General features: G+C 30.5%; 16 protein-coding genes, 4 tRNA genes and 2 pseudogenes. 12 read left to right on the top strand and 10 right to left on the bottom strand.

The window, feature by feature from the left end; genetic code table 11:
• Window positions 1-146: 146 nt before the first annotated feature.
• Entirely contained in the window at window positions 147-296 is a 150-nt protein-coding gene (locus ICMP_RS03445) for a hypothetical protein (protein ID WP_158386970.1), read from the top strand.
• 870 nt (window positions 297-1,166) lie between these two features.
• Here ICMP_RS03445 and ybeY read toward each other — a convergent pair.
• The 7 genes and pseudogenes from ybeY to ICMP_RS02450 form a co-directional block, all read right to left on the bottom strand.
• Window positions 1,167-1,649 (bottom strand): rRNA maturation RNase YbeY, encoded by a 483-nt coding sequence (gene ybeY / locus ICMP_RS02480; protein ID WP_041069618.1) that lies wholly within the window; start codon window positions 1,647-1,649, stop codon window positions 1,167-1,169.
• 66 nt (window positions 1,650-1,715) lie between these two features.
• Window positions 1,716-2,684, bottom strand: a pseudogene (locus ICMP_RS02475) (PhoH family protein); the annotation flags it as partial.
• Window positions 2,685-2,843: 159 nt separating this feature from the next.
• Window positions 2,844-4,157, bottom strand: a pseudogene (gene miaB, locus ICMP_RS02470) (tRNA (N6-isopentenyl adenosine(37)-C2)-methylthiotransferase MiaB); the annotation flags it as partial.
• 199 nt (window positions 4,158-4,356) lie between these two features.
• A tRNA-Gln gene (locus tag ICMP_RS02465) sits at window positions 4,357-4,428 on the bottom strand.
• A 104-nt stretch (window positions 4,429-4,532) separates the two neighbouring features.
• Window positions 4,533-4,604 (bottom strand) — tRNA-Gln (locus tag ICMP_RS02460).
• A 5-nt stretch (window positions 4,605-4,609) separates the two neighbouring features.
• Window positions 4,610-4,691 (bottom strand) — tRNA-Leu (locus ICMP_RS02455).
• 15 nt (window positions 4,692-4,706) lie between these two features.
• A tRNA-Met gene (locus ICMP_RS02450) sits at window positions 4,707-4,783 on the bottom strand.
• 691 nt (window positions 4,784-5,474) lie between these two features.
• Here ICMP_RS02450 and glnS point away from each other — a divergent pair.
• Window positions 5,475-7,142: a glutamine--tRNA ligase gene (glnS, locus tag ICMP_RS02445; RefSeq protein WP_041069614.1), complete on the top strand. Its 1,668-nt coding sequence runs from the start codon at window positions 5,475-5,477 to the stop codon at window positions 7,140-7,142.
• A gap of 5 nt (window positions 7,143-7,147) precedes the next feature.
• Here glnS and fldA read toward each other — a convergent pair whose 3' ends face one another.
• Window positions 7,148-7,678 (bottom strand): flavodoxin FldA, encoded by a 531-nt coding sequence (gene fldA / locus ICMP_RS02440; protein WP_041069611.1) that lies wholly within the window; start codon window positions 7,676-7,678, stop codon window positions 7,148-7,150.
• Between the two features lie 1,877 nt (window positions 7,679-9,555).
• Here fldA and ICMP_RS02435 point away from each other — a divergent pair.
• Window positions 9,556-10,305 (top strand): Nif3-like dinuclear metal center hexameric protein, encoded by a 750-nt coding sequence (locus tag ICMP_RS02435; protein WP_041069608.1) that lies wholly within the window; start codon window positions 9,556-9,558, stop codon window positions 10,303-10,305.
• A gap of 18 nt (window positions 10,306-10,323) precedes the next feature.
• Here the strand turns inward: ICMP_RS02435 and ICMP_RS02430 are convergent, their stop codons facing one another.
• Entirely contained in the window at window positions 10,324-11,610 is a 1,287-nt protein-coding gene (locus ICMP_RS02430; protein WP_041069605.1) for a citrate synthase, read from the bottom strand.
• A 342-nt stretch (window positions 11,611-11,952) separates the two neighbouring features.
• Here ICMP_RS02430 and sdhC point away from each other — a divergent pair, with 342 nt between their 5' ends.
• From sdhC to sucD, 8 genes are all read left to right on the top strand, one after another.
• Window positions 11,953-12,339 carry a succinate dehydrogenase, cytochrome b556 subunit gene (gene sdhC, locus ICMP_RS02425; RefSeq protein WP_041069602.1) on the top strand — a complete coding sequence of 129 codons (387 nt, stop codon included), beginning with the start codon at window positions 11,953-11,955 and terminating at the stop codon, window positions 12,337-12,339.
• Complete coding sequence (gene sdhD, locus ICMP_RS02420; protein ID WP_041069600.1) at window positions 12,333-12,680, top strand: succinate dehydrogenase, hydrophobic membrane anchor protein; 348 nt, start codon at window positions 12,333-12,335, stop codon at window positions 12,678-12,680. The genes sdhC and sdhD overlap by 7 nt, the downstream gene beginning before the upstream one ends.
• A 4-nt stretch (window positions 12,681-12,684) precedes the next feature.
• Window positions 12,685-14,451: a succinate dehydrogenase flavoprotein subunit gene (sdhA, locus tag ICMP_RS02415; protein WP_041069598.1), complete on the top strand. Its 1,767-nt coding sequence runs from the start codon at window positions 12,685-12,687 to the stop codon at window positions 14,449-14,451.
• A 19-nt stretch (window positions 14,452-14,470) separates the two neighbouring features.
• Window positions 14,471-15,187 (top strand): succinate dehydrogenase iron-sulfur subunit, encoded by a 717-nt coding sequence (locus tag ICMP_RS02410; protein ID WP_041069596.1) that lies wholly within the window; start codon window positions 14,471-14,473, stop codon window positions 15,185-15,187.
• 116 nt (window positions 15,188-15,303) lie between these two features.
• Window positions 15,304-18,051 carry a 2-oxoglutarate dehydrogenase E1 component gene (locus ICMP_RS02405; RefSeq protein WP_041069594.1) on the top strand — a complete coding sequence of 916 codons (2,748 nt, stop codon included), beginning with the start codon at window positions 15,304-15,306 and terminating at the stop codon, window positions 18,049-18,051.
• Window positions 18,052-18,071: 20 nt separating this feature from the next.
• Complete coding sequence (gene sucB, locus ICMP_RS02400; protein WP_041069592.1) at window positions 18,072-19,250, top strand: dihydrolipoyllysine-residue succinyltransferase; 1,179 nt, start codon at window positions 18,072-18,074, stop codon at window positions 19,248-19,250.
• A gap of 53 nt (window positions 19,251-19,303) precedes the next feature.
• Window positions 19,304-20,473 carry an ADP-forming succinate--CoA ligase subunit beta gene (sucC, locus tag ICMP_RS02395; RefSeq protein WP_041069589.1) on the top strand — a complete coding sequence of 390 codons (1,170 nt, stop codon included), beginning with the start codon at window positions 19,304-19,306 and terminating at the stop codon, window positions 20,471-20,473.
• Complete coding sequence (sucD, locus tag ICMP_RS02390; protein ID WP_041069586.1) at window positions 20,457-21,326, top strand: succinate--CoA ligase subunit alpha; 870 nt, start codon at window positions 20,457-20,459, stop codon at window positions 21,324-21,326. Before sucC ends, sucD begins: the two co-directional genes overlap by 17 nt.
• A gap of 552 nt (window positions 21,327-21,878) precedes the next feature.
• On the opposite strand, the gene gpmA is transcribed toward sucD, so the two are convergent.
• Window positions 21,879-22,586: a 2,3-diphosphoglycerate-dependent phosphoglycerate mutase gene (gpmA, locus tag ICMP_RS02385; RefSeq protein ID WP_052456834.1), complete on the bottom strand. Its 708-nt coding sequence runs from the start codon at window positions 22,584-22,586 to the stop codon at window positions 21,879-21,881.
• A gap of 184 nt (window positions 22,587-22,770) precedes the next feature.
• Between gpmA and pgl the strand changes: the two genes are divergently transcribed.
• Window positions 22,771-23,784, top strand: a complete 1,014-nt coding sequence (pgl, locus tag ICMP_RS02380; RefSeq protein ID WP_041069583.1) for a 6-phosphogluconolactonase — start codon at window positions 22,771-22,773, stop codon at window positions 23,782-23,784.
• Window positions 23,785-23,795 lie beyond the last annotated feature (11 nt).

Below are 23,795 nucleotides of genomic sequence, written 5' to 3'. Positions count from 1 at the left end.
GTTTGACATTTTTAATAAATATGTATACAGCAGTACATAATATTATTATAAAAATTGGCCATTGTCCTAACTAGCAATAAGGAGTTTCTCCTCGTGTAGATGTAATTTGCCCAATAATAAGTACGTTTGGTTGAAATTGTGGCAGTATGCTTTGTATTTTACCTTTTGGAGTTATGATAGCAGTTATACCATTATCAGTATCAACAATTAAAGGACGTCCTAGTTCTAATACGCATACGAGTCATTTGAAAATGTTGCCAAACCACACATCATTAGAAACAATTAATAAAAAATAGGTATTACTTTTAAAAATTTTCTTATTTAGATCATATAATAAGGACTGTTGTTTTTTTACAAAATCACCAATAGCTGATTCTGGCCAAATAATAATTGATACTTTTCCAAATAGGGGTTTGCTAGCCGTAATGTAAATATTAAGTGCTTAAATAGTGTTTTATTTTAATTCTTAAACATATTTTTATTTTTTTATTTCGTAACGTATATCCTGTAAAGACCATATTATTGATACTGACATTATAAATAGAATAGATTGGATATGAAGTTTTAGAAATACATAAATGAGAAGTCCTAGAGTATATCCAAACAACAAGGAAAACCTGTTAAGAAATTCACTACAATGCCATAAAATGGGGGAATATAAAGTTAAGCGAAAGATTGTAGGAGTTGGACAGAAATAATTCAATACGGCGGTAAATCAAGAAGCATAAATAGAAAGATATCCTGCTGCAAGTGAATAGAATAATATTATTTCAAATACAGAAAAGAGAGTAAAATGAATTAGGCAATAAGAAATCCACTGGATACTAAGAAATAGTCCGAATCGCCAGGTAAAACAAATTGCAGCTAATTGTAAGGTGGTCCGGTTGAATGTAAAGTAAATAAAGCTAATAATAAACGCATCTATTGTTTCCGATATAAATCAGATAATAACTTTAACTTATTGATTTTCTTCAAAAGAATGGATCGATGCATTGGGAGGAATTTTTACTGTACCGTATATTGTATAATACGACTATTAGCTGTTAGCTAACGAAATATTAAATATATAAACATTAATTTCAATATCTTCATATCCTAATGCATAGCAAAACTACCTTTGGTATCAAAAGCGTCATCATTACTTTTTTATAAGTTATAATATAGGTTTATAATTTGTCCTTATCTATAAAATAAGGATCTCTATAATTTAAATCAACTAGGATTTTAGTTTCTAACTCTTCCATTATTTGTGCTTCTATATTGTTTATATGATTATATCCTAATAAATGTAAAGTACCATGTATTACTATATGCGCCCAATGCTCTTCAGATTTTTTGTTCTGCTCTTTAGCTTCTTGCTCAAGAATATCTCGACATATAATTAAATCTCCTAATAATAAGGTATCTATATTAATAGGTATTTTCAATAAAAAAGATAGTATATTAGTGGCTTTATTTATACCACGATAAGTCTTATTAAGATAAAGACTTTCTTCTTTCTCCACTAATCTAATAGTAATTTCATTATGTTTATAACATGGATTGATAATATGAAAAGTGGCACTTATCCATCTATAAAATGCTGATTCCTTAGGTAAGTTAATGGTATTTTTACAAGCTATCTGTAAATTTAAAATTAATTGCCCCATTTAATCTTCCATAATTAATAAATGATCATATTTGTTATATTAGGATTTATTTACATATTTTTTTGCCCAAGCATCATATGCCTCAACTATACGAGCGACTAAAGGATGACGTACTACATCTTCACTACTAAAAAAATTTAAACTTATATTTTTCACTTTAGCCAATACTTGTATAGCATTGTATAATCCTGATCTAGCTGACTGTGGTAGATCTACTTGAGTGATATCTCCAGTAATTACTGCTTTAGAATTGAAACCTAATCGTGTTAAAAACATTTTCATTTGTTCAATAGTAGTATTTTGAGCTTCATCCAATATGATAAAAGAATCATTTAAAGTTCTACCCCTCATATAAGCTAGAGGAGCTATTTCAATAATGTTACGTTTGAGTAATTTTTCTACTTGTTCAAATCCAATCATTTCAAATAATGCATCATAAAGCGGTCGCAAGTAAGGATCAACTTTTTGAGTAAAATCTCCTGGTAAAAATCCTAGTTTTTCTCCAGCTTCTACTACCGGACGAGTTAGTAAAATATGTCTAACTTTTTTATGATTAAGTTCATTTACAGCAACTGCAACAGCTAAATAAGTTTTTCCTGTGCCAGCAGGACCAATGCCAAAGGTAATATCATGTTTTAGAATATTGATAAGATACTTTGTTTGGTTTATAGTACGAGGTCGTACTAGTCCTCGCTTAGTAGTAATATTAATAAATTTACTATATTCTAATATTTCTTTACTTATATTTTGTAACGAATTATTTTCTTTGATAGCTAAATGAATATTCTCAGGGAGAATATCAGGAATATTTCCATTTATTGGAGCAGTATCTATGTAAAGATTACGTAGAGTATTGGCAGCTAAATTTACAAATAGAGAAAAACCGGATAGCTTGAAAATATTATTATGGTAAGTTATCTTAATACCTAAACGATGTTCCAATTGTTTTATGTTATCATCACATGGACCACATAAGCTCATCAATCTGCTTTGATCAGATGGTTCTAATCTTATTTCAACATTTTCAATATTCAAACTAATCCTTTTTTAGGTGATTCAATAAACCCAGTTAATTTTAATAAAAATGTATAGTATTTTATTAAATAAAATATATTTCAATAATATAGAATATTATTGTTTATTTAAAATATTTTAGTCAAATAACAACTCATATAATCATTATTATATTTTTTCGATCATTCCTTGTAACGAATTAAAATGTGCATTTATGATTTTTATATCAATAAATTGACCTATCATATATGGAAGGCCTTCAAAATCTACTACTCTATTATTTTCAGTGCGCCCCCGCAGATTCATGATATTTTTTTTTGAAATGCCTTCTACAAGAACTTTTTGTATACTTCCTATCATACTTTTACTCCATTCCATTGACTGTTTGTTAATATGTTCTTGTACAGTGTAAAGACGTTGTTTTTTTTCTTCTTGCGAAGTATTATCATATAAATAAGCAGCAGGAGTTCCTGGTCGAGGAGAATAAATAAAACTAAAACTCATATCAAAATTAACATCAGTAATCAATTGTACTGTGAGATCAAAATCATCTTGACTTTCGCTAGGAAATCCTATGATAAAATCTGAACTTATCTGAATATCAGGACGTGCTAATTTTAGCTTGTCGACAATTTTTTTGTAATCGAGTATAGTATAAGGACGATTCATTAATTTTAAAATACGATTAGAACCACTTTGTACTGGAAGATGTAAAAAACTGACTAACTCTGGCGTATCAGTATAAACATCAATAATATCATCGGTAAATTCAATCGGATGACTTGTAGTAAATCGAATCCTATCAATTCCATCTATTGCTGCTACTAATCGTAATAGTTCAGCAAATTTACATATTTTTCCATCAAATGTTAATCCTCTATAAGCATTAACGTTTTGACCTAATAAATTTACTTCACGTACACCTTGTTCAGCAAGTTGAGCAATTTCATATAATATATCATCACATGGTCTGCTAACTTCCTCTCCTCTTGTATAGGGTACTACACAATAGGTACAGTATTTATTACATCCTTCCATGATAGATACATAAGATGTAGGACTTATGCTATGTGGTTCCGGTACAAAATCGAATTTTTCAACCTTTGGAAAACTGATATCTATCACTGAATTTTTATTTTGATATACCTGATCAATCATATGAGGTAAGCGATGGAAAGTTTGAGGCCCAAATATAATATCAACATATTTAGCTCGCTGAAGAATCTGATGACCTTCCTGAGATGCGACACAACCTCCTACCCCAATAATTAAGTCAGGGTTATTTTCTTTTAAAGTTCTCCAACGTCCTAACTGATGAAATACTTTCTCTTGAGCTTTTTCACGAATAGAACAAGTATTCAGTATTAAAACATCTGCTTTTTTCACATCGTCAGTCAGTATGTAGTTATGATTTTTTATTAGTATATCGGCTATCTTGGAGGAGTCATATTCATTCATCTGGCATCCCCAAGTTTTAATATATATTCTTTTCATATAACTCAAAAATAAGAATAAAAAAGTTTATGCAATGATTTCAAAATGCAACCGTTAGTATTTGATGGCAAATATTTGCATGAATTGTTACGCAAAATAGATTATTTTCAGGATTTATATTTAATTATGACATATAAAATATTTATCATTAATAAATGACCATATGTATATTAATTTATATTCATTCTGAATGATTTAACTGGGGTGCAGGGATTTGAACCCCGGAATGGCGGAATCAGAATCCGCTGCCTTACCTCTTGGCGACACCCCAAATTATTTAATAAAAATATATTTTTGTCTTATGTAGCATACAAGAAACTGCTGTTTCATATTATATGAACTGATTTTAAAAATTAAATTTTATAATATTAATGTCTGGGGTACCTGGATTCGAACCAGGGAATGCCGGTATCAAAAACCGGTGCCTTACCGCTTGGCTATACCCCAAATAATGCGGGAGGCGAGACTTGAACTCGCATACTTTGCAGTGCCAAACCCTAAATCTGGTGCGTCTACCAATTTCGCCACTCCCGCAGCAGCTGCTGAAAATGGTGGCTACGACAGGAATTGAACCTGTGACCCCAGCGTTATGAGTGCTGTGCTCTAACCAACTGAGCTACGTAGCCATATTTTTTTTAATATCAATAATTCTTACGAATTTAATCTTGTGGCTTGAAAATTTTTAATTATCGATTAGCTTGTTCAATATAGTGAATAGATACCAGTTTAAAATAATCTATTATATAGATAATATTTTAAATATATATCTTCATATTAGTAATACGATTTACTAATGATTAGTGTAGCAGAAAAAATACCTTTATTGGTTTGAAAAAGTTAATAATTTCAAAATTTTCTCATTCAGTAATCATTTTTGATATTATGTATTTATAACCGATACTTTTTAAAATAAAAAAGTTATTTGTACATATTAATAAAAATATTTATTGAATTTCAACCATATAAATATGCTACTTTTAAAGTGTATTGACCATATGTAGAAATATAAATGAGTAATTTGTCATTTTCAATAATTAATTTTGGTTATTTTAAAATTACTGACAATAGATATAATTAATGAGCTTCTTTTGATAAAAAGATGGTATGATAATAAATCATACTATGCCAAATATATAGACACAAAAAGTATTTATTATATAGAGTACGTATAATGATATATTAAAGTTAATTATTCTAATAAACAAATAACTTAAATATTTTACATTTATTAAAATTTGATCTCTAATTTTTAGAAAACGTAGAGATTATATTTATGGTGAATAAACGAGTAATTCTTATTAGTTCAGGATTTAATAAATGAAGCAGACGACAACGCAAAATGCTAATTTCATTCGACAGATAATTACTGCAGATTTAGTAAGTGGTAAATGTACTAAAGTGCATACGCGTTTCCCTCCCGAACCGAATGGCTATCTGCATATTGGTCATGCAAAATCCATTTGTCTAAATTTTGGTATTGCAAAAGATTATCACGGAGAATGTAATCTAAGATTTGATGATACCAATCCAGGAAATGAAAGTAAAGATTTTGTAGAAGCCATTAAATATGATATACATTGGCTAGGATTTGACTGGACCGGTGATGTGCGATATTCTTCTGATTATTTTAATAAAATGTATCAATATGCTATACAGTTAATATATCAAGGCTTAGCTTATGTAGATGAATTATCTACTGAACAGATCCGCGAGTATCGGGGTACATTGAATGTATCAGGAAAAAATAGTCCTTTCCGTAATCGTAGTGCACATGAAAATTTCTTACTTTTTGAAAAAATGCGTAATGGTGATTTCTTAGAAGGTCAAGCTTGTCTACGAGCTAAAATTGATATGTCATCTAGTTTTATTGTCATGAGAGATCCTGTACTGTACCGTATAAAATATGTTGCACATCATCAAACAGGCCATAAATGGTATATTTATCCTATGTATGATTTTGCTCATTGTATTTCTGATGCTCTGGAAGGTATTACACATTCTCTTTGTACTTTAGAATTTCAAGATAATAGACGCCTTTATGATTGGATATTAAATCATATCAATATTAAACATCACCCACATCAATATGAGTTTTCACGACTTAATTTAGAATATTCTATCACTTCAAAGCGTAAAATGACTCAACTAATAAATGAAAAAATTGTTGATGGTTGGGATGATCCTCGTCTGGTAACTATTTCTGGCTTACGACGTCGTGGTTATACTCCTAGATCAATCCGTGAATTTTGTCAGCTTATTGGGGTTACTAAGCAAGAAAATACGATTAGTATGTCATTATTAGAATCTTGTATCAGAAATGATTTAAATAATAATGCTCCTCGATTAATGGCTGTTATTAATCCATTAAAATTAATAATTGAAAATTTACCAGATAACTATGAAGAAATTATTATTGCACCTAATCATCCTAATAATCCTGATATGGGTACTAGGAATTTGTTTTTTAGTCGTGAAATTTGGATTGATCGTACTGATTTTCGGGAACAAGCAAACAAAAACTATAAACGCTTAACATTAGGACATGAGGTTCGATTACGTTATGCTTATATTGTACGTGCTAAAAGTGTTTTAAAAGATACGTCAGGAAATATTAATTGTATTTATTGTACAGCTGATCTAGATACATTAGGGAAAACTGTGAAAAACAGACCTAAAGTTAAAGGTGTTATTCATTGGGTTTCAGCTATACATGGTATTGCTGCAGAATTTAGAGAATATAATTCTTTATTTATCAATCCCAACCCAGGATGTATAGAAGATTTAACTTCTATAATTAACAAAAATTCACTAGAAATAAAACATGGGTTTATTGAGCCTCATTTAACTATTTCAGAAGTAATACAGAATTATCAGTTTGAGAGAGAAGGGTACTTTTGTACAGACTATATACATTCATCTCCATCTAGATTAGTTTTTAACAAAACCGTTGGACTCAGGAATATCAATGAAAATAAATTTCAGTAATTTAATTAATGGCTTATGGCTTCATAATGTTTTAGTTCTCTACATATTTGTTCTACCCAAGCATCGATTCTTTTATTAGTTAGCTCGGGTTGACGATCTTCATCAAGAGCTAGTCCAACAAAATGTTCATTGTCGACTAAAGCTATAGAAGATTTAAAATAATAATCTTTTGTAGGCCAGTGCCCAATAAAAATAGCACCTCTATCTTTAATGAAATTATAAAGAATACCCATAGCATCACAAAAATATTCAGCATAATCTTCTTGATCACCACAACCAAACAAGCCAACAATTTTTCCCTTAAACTCTACGTGGCTTAATTCAATAAAAAAGTCATCCCAGTCACATTGTAACTCTCCATAATACCAAGTTGGAATTCCCAATAATACAATATTAAATGGTTCGAAAGATTTGTGATCGCATTCAGTTATATTATAAAGTGCCGCTCTTTTAGTACCCAGTTTTTTTTGAATTATTTTTGCAATATTTTCTGTATTACCCGTATCACTTCCAAAAAAAATACCTATAGTTGCCATGGGATTATTCCTCCTATTAATAAATAGTTACAAAATAGTTTCACTATGTAATTGTATATTCTTGGTTTATTATAGATATTTTGTAAACTGACTGTTTGATTTGACGAAATAATAGACATATTACCACATATATATTATATATAAGTATAATAATTTTATATGATAATGTAACATTTTAGTTATAAAAATAATATCATTAGTCATCCCCGTATCAGTTAACCTGCCCAATAAAGTGATTTAATAAATATTGATAAACTTATTTGTGAACTCCATTTATGTGCAATCCTGAACACATTATAAAAATTTGGACTTCACGTTACTGTAGCAGTTTAGAAAAAAAACTATTGCTCCAAATGTAACATAGGTAAAACATACTATATATGAACTAGCTATTATCTCTATAAGTTACTGATTTGTGATCTATACAAAAAACAGATATTAAAATCGTAGTAAGTGTTCTCTCAATATCAGGTATGTATAGCATATTGAAATGTTTGGCTGTTTATGCGTTTGGATATAGATATGTATTTTACATATGGATTGCACTGATGAATATGCGATCAGTGATTTATTATCGCTTACAAGTGAGATCTAGTAAGGATCCCAATCATGACAAACACGGTCTATTTATGAATACTAATAATTAGTTTTCGGTTGCAATTTATTAATTTTTCAAAATTGTCAATTAGGGAATAAAATACTCAACAGTACTATAATGAATTAGCTTATCGATTAGCTCAATTAGTTATAATTTTATGCAAATTATTTTCATAAAAGATACTTTATAAATTTTAACAGTAAATGATTAATATTGAAGCTATAGCTTATGATCTTATCATGGCCATGGCATGCTTAAAAAATTTATTGGTAAATCAAGCAAAGCTTGTATTGGTGGTTGAAAAATAATAATAAAGAATAGATATTTTGTTCTACATCAATCGGGTACTGAATATTTCATAAAATATTTTGCAAAAGTATAATTATCGTCTGCAAATTGAACAATAAGCTAATTAGTTAATAGATTGATAGCTACTATCTTAAATATGTCACATGTAACAATTGATAGGGAATATTATCTATATAATAGGATACAATAGGTTTACATATTTATAATAGTGTTAATATGTAGATAAAAGATCTGTTGTTTAAAGTAATTGCTTTTAATTGAACTTCCTAGATTAGTTGTGTTAATAAATTACTGATTATATCCAATACAATATAAAAATGTCTTTTTATGAAAACATTTATTTTTACAGTTATTATGATTAGCAGCATATTATGAAGTGGTTGTGTCAGTCTACACCAAGGTAACATTGTGGATAAAAAAATTAATCATCAGCAAAAACAAATAAATTCACTTGTATCTCGTTTAGAAGATGAACGTACTATTACATAATAAATCGGTATTTTGTTATTTTGATGCAAATAAATATTCGCAAGGCAGTATAGTTTCGGGAACTAGATATGATGTACAAGAAGGTATGGCCCCCATCACCACTCCAACTAGCTCAAAAAGCGCTGTATAAGCGCTTTTAATCTCTTAACGTTAAATTAAATATGTTTTAATTGTATTATTTGATTCGCACTGTATAATTTGATATAAAGAAGCCATATTTGGTGTACAACATTTTTGATCTTTTATAAGATGTAGTTTTCTTTTTAAAGTTGCCAATGCATTCACTTTAGTGACAGGAACAAGCTCCTTATTAATAGTTGATGTACAATACTATCTATAGTAGCTTTGTTAGTGCTCTGGAGGATCTATTTATTGAAAAATATCGATTGTTTGTTAATCATTATTTATAGTATATATATAATTATATGAAAGTATAATTTATTGGATAAAATTTTTACTTTATAGTAGATTAAATAAAAATATGAAATTAAGTAATTTAGAATTAGAATATATTATTAATCAGAAATTAAATAGTGATAATGTGAATGATTATGTTCCCAATGGTTTGCAAGTAGAAGGACGTTCATATATTAAAAATATAATAACAGGTGTCACTGCTTGTCAAGCACTATTAAATGAAGCAGTAAAATTGAATGCTGATGCCATAATTGTCCATCATGGATATTTCTGGAAAAATGAAGCAAAAATTATTAAAGGTATGAAACGTACTCGATTGAAGACTTTACTTTTTAATAATATCAATCTTTACAGTTGGCATCTACCTTTAGACATGCATTCCGAACTAGGCAATAATGTACAATTAGCAAAATTATTAAATATTAATATAGCAGGAGAAATTATGCCTCTAGTACTTTGGGGAGAATTAGTCCAACAATTAAAAGTTAGTGATTTTTTGCATTACATTACTCAAAACACTGGTAGTATACCCATATATTGTGGAAATAATAAATCATCATTAATTAAACGGATTGCATGGTCTTGTGGTAGTGGACAAAAATTTATTGATGATGCTGTAAATTTTGGAATAGATGCATTTTGTAGTGGTGAGATTTCTGAGCAGACAGTACATAGCGCACGTGAACAAGATATACATTACTTTGCTATTGGTCACCACAACAGTGAATGTGGTGGTATTAAAGCTTTAGGAAATTGGTTAGCAGAAAAATATCAACTTAACGTTACTTTTATTAATATTCCTAATCCAGCTTAATTGTTATATAAAATATAACTACTGATGTTTTATATTTGTTTTAAAAAAACGTTTTTTATAACCTATATATAACTGTCGTGGACGAGCAATTTTCATAATTTCATTGTGCATTTCTTTCCAATGTGCAATCCAACCTACTGTTCTTGCCATAGCGAAAATTACTGTAAACATACAGGACGGTATACCCATAGCTTTTAAAATTATACCGGAATAAAAATCTACATTTGGATAAAGTTTACGCTCAATAAAATAAGCATCATTTAATGCAATATGCTCTAATTCTAATGCCACTTCTAATAAATTATCTTTCATATTTAATTTATTGAGTAGTTCATGACAAATTTCACGCATGACTGTAGCACGTGGATCATAGTTCTTATACACACGATGCCCGAATCCCATGAGACGAAAAGAATCATTCTTGTCTTTTGCTCGTTTTATAAATTCAGGTATATGCTTCACGCTACTAATTTCTTCTAACATTCGTAGACATGCTTCATTCGCGCCACCATGTGCAGGTCCCCATAAAGAAGCTATTCCTGCTGCAATACAAGCAAATGGATTAGCTCCTGAAGAGCCAGCAGTACGTACAGTAGATGTAGATGCATTTTGTTCATGATCGGCATGTAAAATCAAAATACAATCCATTGCACGTTCTAAAATAGGATTTATCACATATTGTTCACAAGGTGTAGAAAACATCATATATAAGAAATTACCTGCATATGATAGATTATTCCTAGGATAAACAAAAGGTTGACCTAGAGAATACTTATAGCACATCGCAGCAAGAGTGGGCATTTTAGATAATAATCTGAAAGCTGCAATTTCACGATGACGCTCAATGTTAACATCTAATGAATCATGATAAAAAGCGGCTAAAGCACCTGTTACTCCACACATTACTGCCATTGGATGTGAATCTCGTCGAAAACCATGAAAGAGACGAGTAATTTGTTCATGAATCATAGTATGTCGTGTAACCGTTACGCGGAACACATCAAATTGTTCTTGAGTAGGTGCTTCTCCGTACAATAAAATATAGCATACTTCTAAATAATTAGAATATCTAGCCAGTTGATCTATAGGAAAACCGCGATGTAGTAATATACCTTCTTCACCATTAATATATGTAATTTTAGATTGGCAAGAAGCAGTAGAGTTAAATCCAGGATCAAAAGTAAATAAACCTTGTGAACTCAATAAATGAATATCAATAACATCATTGCCTAAAGTACCTGATAATACATTTAATTTTATGGGATCCTTACCTTCTAAGTTAAGTATTGCTTTTTTATTTATCATGTATTCTCCTTATAAACTACAAATACTATCCCATATATAAATAGATATATCTTAGGAAGATTAACTATAATAACATTCAATATTACTTATAGATAACATTAGTGCAAAATAATATTATTAAATAGATACTATCATATATTTTTCAATACAATTGAAATTATATACATATATATTATATTTATATAATAATTACCATCTTATTTATAAGAACGTAATTAATAATACTAATTTTGATTATATCATTTATTTATAATGTCTGAAGAAAACTTTCATATTGCTAATGAAAGATATCATATAATAAACTATTCTCAATAGTTGAATAGATAAAATTAAAAGAGTGTTGTGGCAAAAGTGAAAAAACAAAGACCAATTAATTTAGATATTAAAACCATCCACTTTCCTATTACAGCAATATTTTCTATTCTTCATAGAATTACAGGGGTTATTAATGTTTTCACTTTCGGATTCCTAATGTTGCTGTTAGATAAATCACTTTCTTCTCCGGAAAGTTTTATAAAAATTTCAGTTTTTATGAGTAATTTTTTTGTTAAAGGTGTTTTATGGAGTTTGCTGACGGCACTAATATATCATGCTATAGGTGGGATTCGTCATATGTTAATGGACTTTGGCTATTTAGAAGAAACATTACTAATGGGTAAAATTTCTGCAAACATCGTTTTTATTGTTACTTTTATATTTTCCATTATTGTGGGAATAATCATATGGTAAACAGTGTTACTGATTTAGGACGCAATGGTATTCAAGATTGGTTGATACTGCGTATTACTGCTATTTTAATTATGCTGTACATATTTTATATATTAGGTTTTATATTAATTTCAGGTAAGTTAACTTATGATACTTGGCATAATTTTTTCTCTTTGACTTTTACAAAAGTTTTTACTTTATTGACTTTATTTGCTGTTCTATTACATGGATGGATTGGTATATGGCAAGTACTCACTGATTATATCAAATATATAGCGCTACGTTTAATTGGACAAGTAGTTATTGTAATTTTTTTGTTAGCATGTGCTACATATGGAACTCTTATAGTATGGAGTGTATAACCTAATGAAATTACCAGTTAGAGAATTTGATGTGATAGTAATAGGTGCAGGTGGCGCCGGTATGCGAACAGCTATCGAACTTTCTAAGTCAGGACATACTTGTGCTTTAATTTCAAAAGTATTTCCAACTCGTTCACATACGGTTTCTGCACAAGGGGGAATTACTGTTGCTCTTGGTAATGCACATATAGATAACTGGGAATGGCATATGTATGATACTGTTAAAGGTTCTGATTACTTAGGTGATCAAGATGCTATTGAATATATGTGTAAAAATGGAGTAAATGCAATATTAGAAGTAGAACATATGGGATTACCCTTCTCTCGTTTTGACAATGGTTTAATTTATCAACGCCCGTTCGGAGGACAATCAAAAAATTTTGGTAATGAACAAGCCACACGTACAGCCGCAGCAGCTGACCGTACTGGTCATGCACTATTACATACTTTATATCAGCAAAATTTAAAGAATAATACTACGATTTTTTCTGAATGGTATGCTATAGATTTAGTAAAAAATCAAGATGACGCTATTGTGGGATGTACCACTATTTGTATTGAGACCGGTGAGATAGTATATTTTAAAGCAAAGGTGACCGTGCTAGCTACTGGTGGTGCCGGACGTATTTATCAATCTACAACCAATGCGCATATTAATACTGGTGATGGTATAGGAATGGTTTTACGGGCGGGATTAGCAGTGCAAGATATGGAAATGTGGCAGTTTCATCCTACTGGAATTGCTGGAAGTGGTATTTTGATTACTGAAGGATGTAGAGGAGAAGGGGGATATTTACTTAATAAACATAACGAACGTTTTATGGAGAGATATGCTCCAAAAGCTAAAGATTTAGCCAGTAGAGATGTAGTATCAAGAGCTATGATGATAGAAATTCTTGAAGGAAGAGGGTGTGAAGGACCATGGGGTCCTCATATTAATTTAAAGCTATCTCATTTAGGAAAAGAAGTATTAGAATCTAGATTACCAGGCATTTTAGAACTTTCTCGCACTTTTGCACATGTTGATCCAGTTAAACAAAATATTCCCGTTATTCCGACGTGTCATTATATGATGGGTGGTATTCCTACTAAAATTACTGGTCAAGTAATACGTATTAATCCAAATGGAACAGAAGAAATAATTCTTGGATTATTTGCTGTAGGAGAAGTAGCATGTGTATCTGTGCATGGAGCTAATCGTTTAGGAGGTAATTCTTTACTTGATCTAATTGTTTTCGGACGAGCAACTGGTTTATATCTGCGCGAACATATCACACATCAAGATGAACTAAAAGAGGCTAACAATGATGAAATTGAAATGGCTATGATGCGTTTTAATCGTTGGCAAAATAACAGAAAAGGTGAAGATCCTGTAAAAATTCGTAAAGCATTGCAGCAATGCATGCAAAATCACTTTTCTGTATTTCGGGAAGGTAATAAGATGCAAAAAGGATTGCAGGAATTAAAAGCAATTCGTGAATCCTTAAAAAAGGCTAGATTAGATGATCATTCACTTATTTTTAATACCCAACTCATTGAATGTTTAGAATTAGATAATCTCATGGAAACAGCTTATGCGACTGCTATATCAGCTAAATTTCGTACTGAAAGCCGGGGAGCACATAGTCGTTCGGATTATCCAATTCGAGATGATAAAAACTGGTTATGTCATAGCATTTACCTGCCTCAAATAGAAGGTATGCTGTGTCGTGAAGTTAATATGCAAACAATATCACGGCCACCGTTTTTACCTCAAGTACGGACTTATTAAAGTTCAGGGATGTGAGAAAATGATTATTGAATTTTCTATATATCGTTATAATCCAGATATTCATAATATGCCATATATGCAGGATTTCATTTTAGAATTAAAAGGAAATCATGATCTAATGTTATTAGATGCACTAATACTACTTAAACAACAAGATCCTAGTTTAGCCTTTCGCAAATCATGTCGCGAGGGTGTATGTGGTTCTGATGGGCTTAATATTAACGGTCAAAACGGACTAGCATGTATTACACCTATATCTCGTTTACAAAAAAGCAGAAAAAAAATTATAATTCGTCCATTGCCAGGCTTACCTATTATTAGAGATCTAATAGTAGATATGGGACAATTTTACGCACAATATGAAAAAATTAAACCTTACTTATTAAATAATAACAAATATCTCCCTGTTCGTGAATATCTACAAACACCAAAGGAACGTGCTCTTCTTGATGGAGTATACGAATGTGTTCTTTGTGCTTGTTGTTCAACAAACTGTCCTTCATTTTGGTGGAATCCAGATAAATTCATTGGTCCAGCTGGATTGTTAACAGCTTATCGTTTTTTAATAGATACCAGAGATACAGAAACTGAATCACGTCTCGATGCCCTGAGTGATCCTTATAGCGTATTTCGCTGTCACAGTATTATGAATTGTGTGAACGTATGTCCAAAAGGACTAAATCCCACACGTGCCATTAGTCATATAAAATCTATGCTATTAAAAAAAGAGACATAAATGTTTATAACAAACTGCCGAATGTAAATATTCTATTAGTATTAATAAGAGGAATAATTCATGATTTGTGGCAATTTTGGCAAAATAATTAAAATAACTTCAGTTAAGGGATTGCTATGCAAAATAGTGCTATTGATTATTGGTTGAACTCATCTTGGCTAGTAGGAGAAAACTATTCCTACCTAGAACAATTATATGATAAGTTCATAACTGATCCACATTCAGTAGATACTGGATGGTGTTCTACATTTGAAAAGTTTGTAACTGATAATTCGATAAATGCATCAGATTCTATAACTACTCAAAGTTCAATACCATATACAAACGTTAAAATTTATCAATTGATTAATGCTTTTCGCTGTTGGGGACATCGTTATGCTAATTTAGATCCACTCGGGATGTCTAAAAAAATAAATATTACTGAATTAGATCCCGCTTACTACAACTTAAATAAAAATTCTTGGCAAGAAGAAATATCTGTTAGTTTATCTCCATCGGATAAAAAGATCCTTAAGTTTAACGAATTTTATAAAATACTCAATCAAATTTATTGTGGAACTATTGGTATAGAGTATATGCACATTACTAATCTTGAAGAAAGAGATTGGATTCAGCAACGGATTGAATATCCTGAAAAATACAATCAATTTAGTAATGAAGAAAAAAAAATTTTTTTAAAGGAACTAACTGCAGCTGAAGGTATAGAAAAATATTTAGGCGTAAAATTTCCGGGTGCAAAACGATTCTCTTTAGAAGGTGGAGATGTGTTAATACCCATGTTAAGAGAAATTATTCGGAATGCTAACAAAAATGGTACTAAAGAATTAGTTATAGGCATGGCACATCGTGGGCGTCTCAACGTACTGATCAATATATGTGGTAAGAATCCTCAAGATTTGTTTGATGAATTCACTGGAAAATATAAAAATCATTTAGGTACTGGAGATGTTAAATATCATATGGGATTTTCCTCTAATATTGAAATTGAAGGAAGTTTAATGCATTTAGCATTAGCTTTTAATCCATCTCATTTAGAAATTGTTGTTCCAGTAATTATGGGATCAGTACGAGCACTGATTGATCATTCTTCAGAATCAACTAATAGTATATTGCCTATTACTATTCATGGAGATGCAGCTATTACTGGACAAGGGGTCATTCAAGAAACTCTTAATATGTCTCAAACTAGAGGATATCAAGTCGGCGGTACTATTAGAATTATCATTAATAATCAAATTGGCTTCACTACATCAAATTTACAGGATGCACGATCAACGGTATATTGTACAGATATAGCCAAAATGATACAATCCCCTATATTTCATGTAAATGCAGATGATACAGAAGCTGCTATTTTTGTAGTTAAATTAGCGTTAGATTATAGAAATACTTTTAAGCGTGATGTATTTATTGATTTAGTTTGTTATAGACGTCATGGACATAATGAAGCAGATGAACCACGCGTTACTCAACCTCTAATGTATAAAAAAATTCAGCAACATCCTACCGTACGCGAAATTTACTCTGCTTATTTAGAAAATAAAAAAATTATTACACATGATGAATCCATGGCAATGATTAGTAATTATCGGAATTCGTTAGATAAAGGTAAATGTATACTACCAGAAGTGCATTCAACTAATTTAATTTCTAGAAATTGGTTACCTTATTTAAAAAATAATTGGTGTGAAGAGTATCCCCAAAAGATAGACATAGATCACTTAAAGTATTTATCTCGTTCTATTTGTCAAGTTCCTAAACACATAAAATTACAGGAACGAGTTGATAAAATTTATCAAAATCGCCAAGATATGGCAGAAGGAATTCAACCGTTTGATTGGGGGGCTGCTGAGAATTTAGCTTATGCAACTTTGATAGATGCAGGAATATCAATACGTTTCTCTGGAGAAGATTCAGGAAGAGGTACATTTTTTCATCGTCATGCAGTACTTCATAATCAAAATGATGGATCTACTTATATACCATTAAACCATATTGACGGTAAAAAAGGTTATTTTAATATTTGGGATTCTGTACTATCTGAAGAATCAGTATTAGCATTTGAATATGGCTATTCTACTACAGAACCACAAAAATTAGTGATTTGGGAAGCACAATTTGGTGATTTTTCCAATGGTGCTCAAGTCGTAATTGATCAGTTTATTAGTTCTGGTGAACAAAAATGGGGTCAATTATCTGGGTTAGTAATGTTATTACCACATGGCTATGAAGGTCAAGGACCAGAACATTCATCCGCACGTCTAGAGCGTTATTTACAGTTATGTGCGGAACAAAATATGCAAATATGTGTTCCATCTACACCGGCACAAATTTATCATCTGTTGCGTCGTCAAGTACTTCGTAACATGCGCTATCCTTTAATTGTGATGTCACCAAAATCATTATTGCGTCATCCTTTAGCAACTTCTACAATATACGAATTAGCCAATGGAAATTTTTCTCTAATAATTGATGAAATTGATAATTTTAATATAGAAAATGTAAAGAGAGTAATTTTTTGTTCAGGAAAAGTATACTACGATTTATTAGAAGAAAGACGTAAAAATAAAAAAAATAATATAGCTATTTTGCGTATCGAACAACTTTATCCATTTCCCTATACACTAGCAGAGCAAATACTTAAAAAATATTCTGGTGTGAAAGATTTTATTTGGTGTCAGGAAGAGCCATTAAATCAAGGAGCATGGAATTATAGTCGCCAGTATTTTCAAAAAATGATTCCATCAAATACTTCTTTACGTTACATTTGTCGACCAGAATCAGCTGCCCCAGCTGTGGGATATATCTCTTTACATTTAAAACAACAGAAAAATTTGATTAGTGAGGCACTGAATATTGATTAACATAAAGGAAAGATAATGAGATGAGTAGTTTTGATATTATTGCACCTGATTTGCCTGAATCAGTTAATGATGCTACTGTGGCAATTTGGCATAAAAAAGTAGGTAATCGTGTAAATCGTGATGAGGTACTAGTAGAAATTGAAACCGATAAAGTCATGTTGGAAGTATCCGCAGCAATTAGTGGTATATTAGATGTTATATTTAAAAATGTAGGTGCTACTATTACTTCTGGTGAAGTTTTAGGTCGTTTAAAACCTACTAGGGAGGAATTTTTGGCGGAGAGAGAGCCAGAGCCGCTCCCAACTCATAAAAAAATCAATAACATAGTTTATAGTCCATCAATGCGTCGTCGTATGATCAAGGAAAGTATTGATGAAAATACTATTCAAGTAGATAATTTTAATGAAGCGATTATGAAGAATACGGCACCAAAAGATTTATCAAATCAATTAGGAAGAGTAGATTTGCCTAAAAATCTTTGTGCAGAAGAGAAATATTCTACTCCGGTAAAAAGAGTACCTATGACAAGACTGCGCAAACGTATCTCAGATAGACTCTTAGAGGTTACTCGCAACACTGCAATGTTAACAACATTTAACGAAGTTAATATGCAACCTATAATAAATATTCGTAAAAAATATGGAGAATATTTTGAAAAACGTCATGGGATACGTTTAGGGTTTATGTCTTTTTATGTGAAATCAGTAGTAGAAGCATTAAAACGTTTTCCAGAAATTAATGCCTCTATTGATGGAGAAGATATTATTTATCATAATCATTTTGATATAAGTATTGCAGTTGCCACTCCCCGTGGTTTAATTACACCAGTATTAAGACATGCCGATTCATTAAGTATGGCAAGTATTGAAAATAACATAAAAGATTTAGCGGAAAAAGCTCGCAATAATAAATTAAGCTTAGAGGAACTTACGGGAGGCACATTTACTATTACTAATGGAGGTGTATTTGGATCTTTAATATCTACACCTATTATTAATCCCCCTCAAAGTGCTATTTTAGGCATACATGCTATTAAAGATCGTCCTGTTGCTGTAAAAGGAAATGTTGTAATATTACCTATGACATACTTAGCTCTTTCTTATGATCATCGTTTGATTGATGGACGTGAAGCAATCAGCTGCTTAGTAAAAATAAAGGAAATATTAGAAGATATGACAATAATTATATTAGATATTTAATTTAAACATATAAAATATTTTATTAATGTTAAAGAGTTACTTGGATAAAAATCATGAACTTACATGAATACCAAACAAAAAACTTATTTTTCAAATATGGTTTACCTATACCACTAGGTTATGTGTGTACTAAAAATATAAATATAGAAAAAGCCATTTTAAAAAGTGGTGAAGGTCCTTGGGTAGTTAAATGTCAGATTCATGCTGGAGGTCGTGGTAAAGCTGGAGGCGTAAAACTGATCAATAGTAAATATGAGGTTCATGAATTTATTAAAAATTGGCTCGGTAAATATTTAGTAACTAATCAAACAGATAATAAAGGCAAACCAGTAAATCATATTTTAGTTGAAGAAGCTATTAATATTGATAAAGAGCTTTATTTAGCAGCTGTCATTGATCGTAATAATCATCGTGTAGTTATTTTAGCTTCTATGGAAGGTGGCGTAGAAATTGAAAAAAATACTCAAAAAATACACAAAATATCATTAGATCTTCTTACGGGGCCACTACCTTATCAAGCTCGAGAATTAGCGTTTAAATTGGAATTAAAGGATCAACAAATAAATCAATTTACTAAAATATTTATTAGTATATCTAATATGCTTCTCAAATATGATTTAGAAATTATAGAAATTAATCCTTTAGTGGTTAATAACCATGGATATCTAGTTTGTCTAGATGGTAAAATAAACATAGATAATAATGCTTTATATCGTCAACCTGAAATTTATAAAATGTGCGATTTAAATCAAGAAGATATCCTTGAAGTACGTGCAAAAAATAGGAAACTTAATTATGTTGCACTAGAAGGAAATATTGGTTGTATAGTTAATGGAGCTGGCTTAGCAATGGCTACTATGGATATGTTAAAACATTATGGAGGACAACCGGCTAATTTTCTTGATATTGGCGGTGATACAACGCATGATAGAGTCGTTGAAGCTTTTAAAATCATTCTCTCAGAAAAAAATATAAAAGTAATTTTTATTAATATCTTTGGAGGTATTGTTCGTTGTGATTTAATTGCTAAGGGAATCATCAGTGCTGTGAAAGAAATAGAAGTTTCTGTGCCTATTATAGTACGTTTAGAAGGCAATAATGCTTCAATAGGAATACAAAATATAATTAATAGTCATTTAGATATTATTGCTGTAAATAGTCTAATTGATGCAATAAAATTAGTTATTCTTACGGCAGAGGGAAAACATGTCGATCTTAATTGATAAAAATACTAAAGTTATTTGTCAAGGTTTTACCGGAAAACAAGGAACATTTCACTCAGCACAAGCATTAGCTTATGGGACAAAATTAGTTGCTGGAGTAACTCCTAATAAAGGAAGTAATATACATCTGGGATTACCTGTATTTAATACAGTTCGTGAAGCAGTGACTAATACTGGAGCAACCACTTCTGTGATATATGTTCCAGCCCCTTATTGTAAGGATAGTATTTTAGAAGCAATAGACGCTGGTATCAAATTAATTATTACTATTACAGAAGGCATTCCTGTATTAGATATGCTATTAATTAAAATAAAATTAACGGAATTTAAAGTGCGTATGATTGGTCCTAACTGTCCAGGAGTAATTACTCCAGGCCAATGTAAAATCGGCATAATGCCTAGTAATATACATCAACCAGGTTGCATAGGTATTGTATCTCGTTCTGGTACATTAACGTATGAAGCAGTAAAACAAACCACCGATGGTGGTTTCGGACAATCTACATGCCTTGGTATTGGTGGTGATGCAATATTAGGATCCAATTTTGTTGATATTTTAGAAATGTTCCAAAATGATCCACAAACGGAAGCGATTATTATGATAGGTGAAATCGGAGGCAATTATGAAGAAGAAGCTGCTTTATTTATAAAAAAGAATATCACGAAACCAATGATAGCATATATTGCAGGTGTAACTGCTCCTCAAGGTAAACGTATGGGTCATGCAGGTGCTATTATTACTGGTGGAGGTAAGGGAAGTGCTGAAGAAAAAATTGCCGCTTTAGAATCAGCAGGTGTGATAATGTTACGGAGTATCAATAAAGTTAATGAGGTGTTAAAATCAATTATTTAATTTTGTAAATAATACTTAATATTTATAGTTACTCTGTTATAGATAACAGACCTCCACACACAGTTAAATAGTGAATTTTTAATTACAAATATATCCAGTCTATGTTGATTGTGTAATGACGTATTTACTAGATATTTAGATATTCAATAATTTTTATCTTCTTATATAAGAAATATTTATTTTATTAATTACTAAAATATACAAATTAATTCTAGCAATTACAGTTAGTAACTATAATACATAGCATATCAATTCAATCTAAAAAGCTGATTAGACACTTTCACTCTTTACTACTTATGTAGTTATAGTTACTTAGTCATACACTACTTATATTTTTCTATCATTATACGACTCACGACTCATTTCGATAATAATACCAGCCAGGTACTGACTGACCTGGGTTCGTTCTATGGTTTATAATCTTAATGAAGCTTCGTGCAAATGATGAAGTATCTTGGAAGGAGTATATCCTCAAGTATATCCTCAACAAATATATATTGTTTCTTATGGTAAAATCATATTAATAGTATAATTTTTTATTTAGAGAACTTGCTATACTATATTATTTAAATAATAGTGTCTAACAGGTTTAACAACTTCATTAAACTCGTATATTAATGGCATTCCTGTAGGTATATTAAGTTCCAATATTTCTTCATTGTTTAAGCCATCTAAATATTTCATCAAAGCCCGTATAGAATTACCATGAGCTACAATTAGAATGGTTTTTTTGTTTTTTATTTTTGGTAAAATAATATTATTCCAAAAAGGGATTACTCTATTTATCGTCAAAGCTAAACTTTCACTCTTAGGAAATTGTTCTAATGTAAATTTAGTGTATCTTATATCATATCCTGAAAATTGTTGATTTATACCATGTAATGGTGGAGGCATACTATCAAAACTTCTTCGCCATTCTTTAACTTGTTGATCCCCATACTTTTTGGCAACTTCAGTTTTATTTAAGCCTTGTAAAGCACCATAATGTCTTTCATTGAGATGCCAGGTTTTTTCTACAGGCAGCCAAGCTTGATCTATTTTATCTAAAACATACCACAATGTATGGATAGCACGTTTTAGTAACGAAGTATAGGCATAATCAAAAATAAAACCTTGCTTTTGTATTAACATTCCCGCTTGTTTAGCTTCCTCGCATCCTTTTTTCGATAGATCTACATCACACCAACCAGTAAAACGATTTTCATAATTCCATTTACTCTGACCGTGACGTAAGAATACTACTCTAGTTACACTAGACAAAATTATCTCCCATAATAGGTAAATCTTTTATTGCGTAATAAAATTTTTACAAAAAGTACACTATTTATTATAAATATATTTATATAAAATACTATTTTTTAATGACATATTGTATTAAATGGATTTATTTATTAGTTTCATTAAAACCGTGTTTTACGGTATTTGAACAACTTAAGGAAAGTATATGCAACAAATAGTTTATATTTCCAGTCCAGAAAGTCAGCAAATATATGCTTGGATTATGAACGATAAAGGAATGCTAACTTTATTGCAAAAAGTAAATATTTCTGGGCAAGTACAACCAATGGTAGTGAATTTTAAGCAAAAAATTTTATATGTAGGTGTGCGCCCAAATTTTGGTGTTATTTCTTTTAAAATAGAAGCTGATGGAACTTTAATTAAAGCTGGAGAAGTATCTTTACCTGCTTCTCCCAGTCATCTTTCAATTGATCATTTAGGGAAATATCTTTTTTGTAGCTCTTACAATTATGGTTGTATCAGTGTTAGTCCTATTTATCTAGACGGGTTACCTAAATTACCATCTCAAATTATTAATGGATTAAATGGCTGTCATTTTGCAAATATTGATAATTATAATCATATTTTATATGTTACTGCTTTAAAGCAGAATCGTATATACTTATTTCAATTAGATGCTGATGGTTACTTAAAAGAACATCCCCAGAAATATGTTACTACTGTTTATGGTTCAGGTCCTAGACATATGTCATTTCACCCTCTTGGGGAATATGCTTATTCTATTAATGAATTAAATAGTACAGTTGATGTATGGCAGTTAAAAGATACATCTAATAAGATTAAATGTTTGCAAAATATAGAGATGATGTCAACTAGATTAGATAAAAATTTTTGGGCAGCGGATATTCATATATTACCTAATGGCAATTTTCTGTATACGTGTGATCGTAGTAATAGTACTATTACTATATTTAAAGTCCACAATAATGGTAAATTATTGACTATTCAAGGTCATCAAAAGATGGACAAAGCTCTACAACCACGTGGTTTCTGTATCGATACCACGGGAAATTTTCTAGTAGTTGCAGGACAAAAATCTAATTTTATTTCCGTCTATAAAATATCTCAAAATTGTGGATATTTAACCCTAATTGGACATTATATAGTGGGTCATGGACCTATATGTGTCGTTGTATATAATATACAATCTCAGTCTTAATAGACGCAAAT

Source organism: Candidatus Ishikawaella capsulata Mpkobe (assembly GCF_000828515.1).
Taxonomy (GTDB): domain Bacteria; phylum Pseudomonadota; class Gammaproteobacteria; order Enterobacterales; family Enterobacteriaceae; genus Ishikawella; species Ishikawella capsulata.
The sequence above is the reverse complement of the archived record's forward strand: the minus strand, read 5'-3'. Positions and strand labels throughout refer to the sequence as shown.

Coding starts and splice junctions, on each gene's coding strand:
- ICMP_RS03445 (WP_158386970.1), top strand. CDS start 147: ATGCTTTGTATTTTACCTTTTGGAGTTATGATAGCAGTTATACCATTA.
- sdhD (WP_041069600.1), top strand. CDS start 12,333: ATGGTAAACAGTGTTACTGATTTAGGACGCAATGGTATTCAAGATTGG.
- ICMP_RS02405 (WP_041069594.1), top strand. CDS start 15,304: ATGCAAAATAGTGCTATTGATTATTGGTTGAACTCATCTTGGCTAGTA.
- ICMP_RS02430 (WP_041069605.1), bottom strand. CDS start 11,610: ATGATAAATAAAAAAGCAATACTTAACTTAGAAGGTAAGGATCCCATA.
- fldA (WP_041069611.1), bottom strand. CDS start 7,678: ATGGCAACTATAGGTATTTTTTTTGGAAGTGATACGGGTAATACAGAA.
- ybeY (WP_041069618.1), bottom strand. CDS start 1,649: ATGGGGCAATTAATTTTAAATTTACAGATAGCTTGTAAAAATACCATT.
- pgl (WP_041069583.1), top strand. CDS start 22,771: ATGCAACAAATAGTTTATATTTCCAGTCCAGAAAGTCAGCAAATATAT.
- sucD (WP_041069586.1), top strand. CDS start 20,457: ATGTCGATCTTAATTGATAAAAATACTAAAGTTATTTGTCAAGGTTTT.
- glnS (WP_041069614.1), top strand. CDS start 5,475: ATGAAGCAGACGACAACGCAAAATGCTAATTTCATTCGACAGATAATT.
- ICMP_RS02435 (WP_041069608.1), top strand. CDS start 9,556: ATGAAATTAAGTAATTTAGAATTAGAATATATTATTAATCAGAAATTA.
- sucB (WP_041069592.1), top strand. CDS start 18,072: ATGAGTAGTTTTGATATTATTGCACCTGATTTGCCTGAATCAGTTAAT.
- sdhA (WP_041069598.1), top strand. CDS start 12,685: ATGAAATTACCAGTTAGAGAATTTGATGTGATAGTAATAGGTGCAGGT.
- sucC (WP_041069589.1), top strand. CDS start 19,304: ATGAACTTACATGAATACCAAACAAAAAACTTATTTTTCAAATATGGT.
- ICMP_RS02410 (WP_041069596.1), top strand. CDS start 14,471: ATGATTATTGAATTTTCTATATATCGTTATAATCCAGATATTCATAAT.